The 8,003-nt window shown below is 71.6% G+C and carries 5 protein-coding genes; 1 reads left to right on the forward strand and 4 read right to left on the reverse strand.

All coding sequences use genetic code 11. The annotated features are described in order from the left end of the window. The first annotated feature begins 267 nt into the window (after positions 1 to 267). Positions 268 to 2,355, forward strand: a complete 2,088-nt coding sequence (locus ABD329_RS37730; RefSeq protein WP_344317566.1) for a hypothetical protein — start codon at positions 268 to 270, stop codon at positions 2,353 to 2,355. A 213-nt stretch (positions 2,356 to 2,568) separates the two neighbouring features. On the opposite strand, the gene obgE is transcribed toward ABD329_RS37730, so the two are convergent. From obgE to ABD329_RS37750, 4 genes are all read right to left on the reverse strand, one after another. Then, positions 2,569 to 4,002, reverse strand: coding sequence for a GTPase ObgE (gene obgE, locus ABD329_RS37735; RefSeq protein WP_198275457.1), 1,434 nt, complete (start codon positions 4,000 to 4,002; stop codon positions 2,569 to 2,571). A 141-nt stretch (positions 4,003 to 4,143) separates the two neighbouring features. After that, positions 4,144 to 4,401 carry a 50S ribosomal protein L27 gene (rpmA, locus tag ABD329_RS37740; protein ID WP_020871349.1) on the reverse strand — a complete coding sequence of 86 codons (258 nt, stop codon included), beginning with the start codon at positions 4,399 to 4,401 and terminating at the stop codon, positions 4,144 to 4,146. A 14-nt stretch (positions 4,402 to 4,415) separates the two neighbouring features. After that, complete coding sequence (gene rplU / locus ABD329_RS37745; RefSeq protein ID WP_037945965.1) at positions 4,416 to 4,736, reverse strand: 50S ribosomal protein L21; 321 nt, start codon at positions 4,734 to 4,736, stop codon at positions 4,416 to 4,418. 233 nt (positions 4,737 to 4,969) lie between these two features. After that, positions 4,970 to 8,003 (reverse strand): Rne/Rng family ribonuclease (locus tag ABD329_RS37750; protein WP_344317567.1); only part of this gene is annotated, 3,034 nt, incomplete at its 5' end.

Raw genomic sequence — 8,003 nt, forward strand, 5'->3', positions numbered from 1 at the left:
CCGAAGAAACGCATGCCTTACACACTCATCATGACAAGGGGGCAATCTACGACAGTCGGCCCTCGCCTGCCTCGGCATTTCAGCCCCCGGACACCGCCCGCGCACATCGCCTCACACACCGCCATGAGCACCCCACGGACACCACTCGGGGGACCTTTGACACCGATTGCGACCGGTTGGCACCGGCGCGGATTGTCACCGGGCGGGACGTCGGCATACGGTCAGGGGTCCCCCCAGTCCGTTGCCCTCCTGCCAGGAGCCCACCCCGTGCCCTCTGCCGGAATCGCCCCACGCCGGGTCGTACAGCTGACGGCGCTGCTCGCGATGCTCGTGTTCTTCGCCACACAGCTCGTCGGCGCCGTGCTTCCGAACGTACCGCTTTTCATCGCCGCCTCGGCGTGCGGACTCGCGCTCGATCTCTTCCTACAGCACAAGCAGCCCGGTCTGCTGGCGCTGCTGGGGAAGATCCGCCTCGACGTCACGGTGCGCCAGCTGTTCCGCGACATGCTCATCATGGTCGGGCTGCTGCGCATCGAGGGCATCAATCCCCTGCACGAGCAGGCGCCCCTGACCGTGGGGCTGCTCCTCTTCTACCTGGTGCACTTCGCCTGCCAGGCGGCGGCCATCCTGGTTCGCCGGACCCGGCAGCTGCCGTTCGTCACGCGCAACATCGACGCGTCCGCGCTGCGCCTGAACGCGGCCCCGCCGCGGCTGTTCGCCCGTCAGCACGGGCGCCGTCTGCTGCGTCTCGCCGCGCCGGTCACCGCCGGCCTCCTGGTCACCGCGGCCACCAAGGACGCCGTCTGGGGCGGCGCCGGCCTGGCGATCGCGCTCCTGATCGGCATCGGTGGCACGGCCCACCTCGCCAGCTGGCTGCTGCCGCGCAAGCGCGTGGCGAACGAGGCCACGGCCCTGCGCTGGCTGGACAAGTGGCTGGCCGACTATCAGCCGACCGTGGGCATGTACTTCTCCGGCGGCAACTCCTCGGCGTACCAGGCGAACATGTGGCTCTCCACGCTCGCCGCGCTCGACGGCAAGCCGATCATCGTGCTCCGTGAGCGGTTCATGGTGCAGAAGATTGAGGCGACGGACGTGCCGATCGTCTGCCTCCCCAAGGTCGCGCATCTGATGCGGCTGGAGCACTCGACGCTCAAGGTGCTGCTGCATCCGGCGAACTCCGGCAAGACCTCGCAGGTGCTGCGCATCCCCTCGATCAAGCACGCGTTCATCAACCACGGCGAGAGCGACAAGCTCTCCAGCTGCAACCCGTACGCCAAGGCGTACGACGAGGTGTGGGTCGCGGGCCCGGCGGCGCGCGAGCGCTACCAGCTCGCCGACATCGGCGTCGAGGACAAGGACGTCGTGGAGGTCGGCCGGCCGCAGCTGGCCCCCATCCGCCCCTACGCGGGCGTGCCCACCGGTGAGTTGACGACGGTGCTGTACGCGCCGACCTGGGAGGGCTGGGACGGGAACCCCGGCAACACCTCGGTGATCCTGGCCGGTGAGAACATCGTCCGCGAGCTGCTCGCCGACCCCAAGGTGCGCCTGCTGTACAAGCCGCACCCGATGACCGGCTCCGTGGACCCCCGCGCGGGCCGTGCCAACGACCGCATCAAGGCGATGATCGCCGAGGCGAACACCAAGCGCGGCGGCGACCGCCCCGGCGCCGAGGCGGCCGCCGAGCTGGCCCGGTGCGCCGATGAGCTCAACCGGCTCACCAGCACCTCCTTCCGGCCCAGCGCGGACGAGACCGAGCGCATGAAGCTCCAGGGGGCCCCGGACGGCGACCGCGCGGCGGCAGTCGCCGCGGCCACCGCCGCCTGGGAGAGCGCCTACTGGGCCTCGCTGCCGGTCTGGGAGCACCAGATCATCACCGGCCCGCGTCCGGCGATCTTCACCTGCTTCAACCAGGCCGACGTGCTGATCAGCGATGTCTCCAGCGTGGTCTCGGACTACCTGACGAGCGAGAAGCCGTACGCGGTGGCGAACACCAGCGGGATGACGGAGGAGGAGTTCCGGGCGGGCTTCCCGACCGTGCGCGCCGCCACGATCCTCACGCCGGAAGCCGCGGGCGTGACCGGACTGCTGGCAGCGGTCCGCGACCCCGAGAAGGACACCCTCGCGGGCGCCCGCGCCGAGCTGAAGGTGCATCTGCTCGGCCCGTCCGACCCGCCGTCGCTGGTGCGCTTCGACCAGGCCACGCAGGACCTGTGCCGCAAGGCCGACGAGCGCCGGGCCCGGATGGCCACCCGGCTCACCGACGAGATCCCCTCGCAGCGCGAGGCCCGGGACGCGGCGGAGGAGATGGAGCTGGAGTCCGGCTCGCCGGAGACGGAGGAGACCGCGACGGTCTGACGTCCGGCGGTCCGAGCCGACGGCAGGGACCGAGAGCATGACGAAGGGCCCGGGAGAGATCCTCCCGGGCCCTTCGTCATGCCGCCTGCCGGGCGGCGCCGAGAGGCCCGCTCAGGGCCCGCGCGGAGCCCCGGAGCGTCCGGACCCTCGAGGGCGCCCGTTATGCGCGACCGGGCGGCCGTGCGGCCCTCATGACGTGCGGCCGTGCGGCCCTCAGAACGGCTTGAACGTGTCGAACTCCTCGTCCGCCTCGTCCCGCTCGGCATCCCGGTCCCGCCGCCGCTGCGCGGCCGGGCGCGGGGCGTCGAAGCGGTGGTCCTCGCCACGGCGGCCCAGCATCTCCGCGCCGGTCGCGAGGCTCGGCTCCCAGTCGAAGACGACCGCGTCGTCCTCGGGGCCGATGACGACCTCGTCGCCCGAGTGGGCGCCCGCCTTCATCAGCTCCTCCTCGACGCCGAGACGGGCCAGGCGGTCGGCGAGGTAGCCCACGGCCTCGTCGTTGGCGAAGTCGGTCTGGCGGACCCAGCGTTCGGGCTTCTCGCCCAGCACGCGGTAGAAGCCCTCCTCGGCGACGACCCTGAAGCCCGCGTCGTCCACGGCCTTCGGCCGGATGACGATCCGGGTCGCCTCCTCCTTCGGCTTCGCCGCCCGCGCCTCCGCGACGATCTTCGCCAGGGCGAAGGACAGCTCCTTGAGGCCGAGATGGGCGACCGCCGAGGCCTCGAGTACCTGGTAGCCGCGGGCCTCCAGATCGGGCCGGATGATGTCGGCGAGGTCCTTGCCGTCGGGGATGTCGACCTTGTTGAGCACGACGACCCGCGGCCGGTCGTCCAGACCGCCGTACTGGGCCAGCTCCGCCTCGATGACGTCGAGGTCGGTCAGCGGATCGCGCTCGGACTCCAGCGCCGCGGTGTCCAGCACGTGCACCAGCACCGAGCAGCGCTCGACATGGCGCAGGAACTCCAGGCCGAGGCCCTTGCCCTGGCTGGCGCCGGGGATCAGACCGGGGACGTCGGCGATGGTGTAGACGGTCGAACCGGCCGTGACCACACCGAGGTTGGGCACCAGCGTGGTGAACGGATAGTCGGCGATCTTCGGCTTGGCCGCCGAGAGCACCGAGATCAGCGAGGACTTGCCGGCGCTCGGGTAGCCGACGAGGGCCACGTCCGCGACGGTCTTCAGCTCCAGGATGACGTCCCCGGAGTGGCCCGGCTCGCCCAGCAGCGCGAAGCCGGGTGCCTTGCGGCGGGCCGAGGCGAGCGCGGCGTTGCCGAGGCCGCCGCGGCCGCCCTGGGCGGCGATGTAGGTGGTGCCCTCCCCGATCAGATCGGCCAGGACGTTGCCCCGCTTGTCGAGGACGACGGTGCCGTCCGGGACCGGCAGGACCAGGTCGGTGCCGTCCTTGCCGGAGCGGTTGCCGCCCTCGCCGGGCTTGCCGTTGGTGGCCTTGCGGTGGGGGCTGTGGTGGTAGTCGAGCAGGGTGGTGACGGACTGGTCCACGACCAGGATCACATCGCCGCCCCGGCCGCCGTTGCCGCCGTCCGGTCCCCCGAGCGGCTTGAACTTCTCGCGGTGCACGGAGGCGCAGCCGTGGCCTCCGTTACCCGCGGCGACATGCAGTTCGACGCGGTCCACGAAGGTGGTCATGACGGGTGCCTCCAGTTACATACGGGTTCGGGGTTGTTCTGATGTGCCTCACGCTCGTAACGCGCCGAGGGCGGACCCGCTTCCCGTCACGGGAAGAGCGGTCCGCCCTCGGAAAAGGCTGTGCGATGTCGCCCGGGCTGATTACTCAGCGACCGGAACGATGTTCACGACCTTGCGGCCACGGCTGGTGCCGAACTGCACCGCACCGGCGGCCAGCGCGAACAGCGTGTCATCGCCGCCGCGGCCGACACCCGTGCCCGGGTGGAAGTGCGTGCCGCGCTGGCGGACCAGGATCTCACCCGCGTTGACGACCTGGCCGCCGAAGCGCTTGACGCCGAGCCGCTGGGCGTTGGAGTCGCGACCGTTCCGAGTGGACGATGCGCCCTTCTTGTGTGCCATCTCTTCTCAGTCCCTTACTTCGCAGCCGAGTCGATGCCGGTGATCTTCAGCGCGGTGTGCAGCTGGCGGTGGCCGATCCGCTTCCGGTAACCGGTCTTGTTCTTGTACTTCAGAATGTCGATCTTGCCACCCTTGTGGTGGTCGACGACCTCGGCGTGAACCTTCACACCGGCCAGGACCCACGGGTCGCTGGTGACGGCATCGCCGTCGACAACGAGCAGAGTGGAAAGCTCGACGGTGTCGCCGACCTTGTTGCTGGCCAGACGGTCGACCTCGATGACATCGCCCACGGCCACCTTCTGCTGGCGGCCGCCGGTGCGCACGATTGCGTACACGCGGTTCTCACTCTCTCGCTAGAAAACGGGACCTCTGATGCCAGCCGCCCAACACGGCCCACGAGGGTCGTGACAACCGAGTGATCATGCGATTCAACATCGGCCGAACGGCCTCTTCCGGCGAAGCGGAAGGGATGTGCTCAGGGGTTTGGCGTACAGACGCCAAGGGTTAAGGCTACCAGAGCCCGGAGGGCCCACTGTCACGTGACAGTGGGCCCTCCGGGTCGGCCGGATCAGTCGTCGGCGGCGGCCGAGACCGACTGCGGAGTCTGCTGCTCCGCCGCCGCGGTCTTCTTCGTCGCCGCCTTCTTGGCGGTCGTCTTCTTGGCCGTGGTCTTCTTGGCGGCCGTCTTCTTCGCCGCCGTCTTCTTCTCGGCGGTCTTCTTGGCCGCCGCCTTCTTGGCGGGAGCCTTCTTGGCCGCCTTACGGGCGGTCTTCTTCGCCGGTGCCGCCGCCTCGGCCTCGCCCTCGGCGGACGCGCTCTCGGGCGCCGCCTCCGGCTCGGGCGCCGACTCGGGCTCCGGCCCCGACTCGGGCTCCGGCCCCGACTCGGCGGAAGACCCGCTCACGACCACCACGGCCGCCTCCTCGGAGCCCGTCGGCGAGCCCGCGGGGGCGCTCACCTTACGGGTCGCACGGCGGCGCGTACGCGGCGCGGGAACGCCCTCGAGCGGGGCCTGCTCCTCGGTGGGAGCGGCGGCGGGAGCCTCGGCGGCCGCCGCCGGCTCCGCCTGGGCCGCCTCCCGACGCTCGTCGGCCACCACGACCACCACGCCCTCCGGCTCCTTGGCGGCCTTCGGGGCGCCCGCCGGGGCGGAGACCTTACGGGTGGCACGGCGGCGCGTACGCCCACGGCTCGCGGCGGCCTCGGCCTCCGCGGCGCTGCTGTACAGCTCCTCGTCGGCCGCGAAGACCGGCTCGGGCAGCGGCTTGGGCTGGGTGGCCTCCGCCGCGATCTCGGCCGCCGCCTCGGTGACGTCCTCGGACTCCGCCTCGGCTTCGGCCTCCGCCTCGGCGGCGGCCGCGGCCCGCTCCTGCTGCTGAGCGCCACCGGCGGCGGACTTCTTCTTCTTGCGCTTGCCGCCACCGCCGCCGGCGGACGACGCCTGCTCCATGTGGACGATCACGCCGCGGCCGTTGCAGTGCACACAGGACTCGGAGAAGGACTCCAGCAGCCCCTGGCCGACCCGCTTACGGGTCATCTGGACCAGGCCGAGCGAGGTGACCTCGGCCACCTGGTGCTTCGTACGGTCCCGGCCCAGGCACTCCAGCAGCCGCCGCAGCACCAGGTCCCGGTTGGACTCCAGCACCATGTCGATGAAGTCGATCACGATGATGCCGCCGAGGTCGCGCAGCCGCAGCTGGCGCACGATCTCCTCGGCCGCCTCCAGGTTGTTCCTGGTGACCGTCTCCTCGAGGTTGCCGCCCTGACCGGTGAACTTGCCGGTGTTGACGTCGATGACGACCATCGCCTCGGTCCGGTCGATCACCAGCGAGCCGCCGCTGGGCAGCCAGACCTTGCGGTCCAGCGCCTTCATCAGCTGCTCGTCGATCCGGTAGGTGGCGAAGACGTCGACGTCCGAAGTCCACTTCTGGAGCCGGTTCGCGAGGTCGGGCGCCACGTGCGAGACATAGCCGTGGATGGTCTCCCAGGCGTCGTCACCGCTGACGATGACCTTGGAGAAGTCCTCGTTGAAGATGTCGCGGACGACCCGGACGGTCATGTCGGGCTCGCCGTAGAGCAGCGACGGGGCGCTACCGCTCTTCGCCTTCTTCTTGATCTCCTCCCACTGCGCCTGGAGCCGGGCGACATCGCGGGACAGCTCCTCCTCGCTCGCGCCCTCGGCAGCGGTGCGGACGATCACGCCCGCGTCCTCGGGAACGATCTTCTTGAGGATCTGCTTCAGCCGGGCCCGCTCGGTGTCGGGCAGCTTGCGGCTGATGCCGGTCATCGAGCCCTCGGGCACGTAGACCAGGTAGCGGCCGGGCAGGGAGACCTGGCTGGTCAGCCGGGCGCCCTTGTGGCCGATCGGGTCCTTGGTGACCTGCACGAGCACGGACTGGCCGGACTTCAGGGCGGTCTCGATGCGGCGCGGACCGCCCGAGAGCCCCAGCGCCTCGAAGTTCACCTCGCCCGCGTACAGCACCGCGTTGCGGCCCTTGCCGATATCGACGAAGGCGGCCTCCATGGACGGCAGCACGTTCTGGACCTTGCCCAGGTAGACGTTGCCGACGTAGCTGGTGGCCTGCTCCTTGTTCACGAAGTGCTCGACGAGGACGTTGTCCTCCAGCACGCCGATCTGGGTGCGATCGCCGTTCTGCCGGACGACCATGACCCGCTCGACCGCCTCGCGGCGGGCCAGGAACTCGGCCTCGGTGATGATCGGCACACGGCGGCGGCCCTGCTCGCGGCCCTCACGACGGCGCTGCTTCTTGGCCTCCAGACGCGTCGAGCCCTTGATCGACTGCACCTCGTCGGCACCGGACTCGGCTTCCTTGCCGCGCCGCTCGCGGGGCTCGCGAACCTTGACGACCGTGCGCTCCGGGTCGTCACCGGCGGCCTCGGGCTCGGCGGCGTCGCCGCTGCGACGGCCCCGACGGCGGCGGCGACGGCTGCTGCTGGAGCCGCCGGACTCACCGGCCTCGGCGCCCGACTCGTCCCGGCCCTCGCCCTGCTCCTCGGCGCCCTCGCCCTCGGCGGCCGACTCGTCCTCACCGCTCTCGGACTGCTCCTCGGCGCCCTCGCCCTCGGCGGTCTCGCCCCGGCGGCGACGGCGGCCGCCACGGCGGCGGCGACGGGCCGGACGGTCGCCCGACTCCTCCTCGCCGGACTCGTCCTCGGGCTGACCGGCCTCGGCCTCGGTCTCGGCCTCGGTCTCGCCCTCCTCGGCGGCCTCGGGCTCCTCGGCCTCCGGCTGCTCCTCGGCGGGCGCGGCGCCACGGCGGCGGCGCCGACGGCGGCCGGCGGGCGGCTCGCGCTCGACGGCCTCGGCCGTCGGCTGCTCCTCGTCCTCCTCCTCGGGCTCCTCCAGCGCGGCGGCGGCCTCGGCAGCGGCGCTCTCCGGCGTCTGGAAGACCGGCTCGGTGAAGACCGGCGCCTGGAACACGGCCGTCGGCGGGCGGACCGCCCGGCGCCGCGAACGGGGCGCGGGCTCCGGCTCGGACGCGGTCTCGGCGGCCGGGGCCTCGCCCTCGGCGGCCTGCGGCTCCTGGGCGCCGCTCGGCTCCTCGGCGGCGGGTGCGGTGGACCGGGCGGCGCGGGTGATG

This window comes from Streptomyces javensis (genome assembly GCF_039525925.1).
GTDB lineage: Bacteria > Actinomycetota > Actinomycetes > Streptomycetales > Streptomycetaceae > Streptomyces > Streptomyces asiaticus.

What these genes read in the sequence shown, in the direction of transcription:
- obgE (WP_198275457.1), bottom strand. Translation starts at nt 4,002, where the DNA reads ATGACCACCTTCGTGGACCGCGTCGAACTGCATGTCGCCGCGGGTAAC.
- rpmA (WP_020871349.1), bottom strand. Translation starts at nt 4,401, where the DNA reads ATGGCACACAAGAAGGGCGCATCGTCCACTCGGAACGGTCGCGACTCC.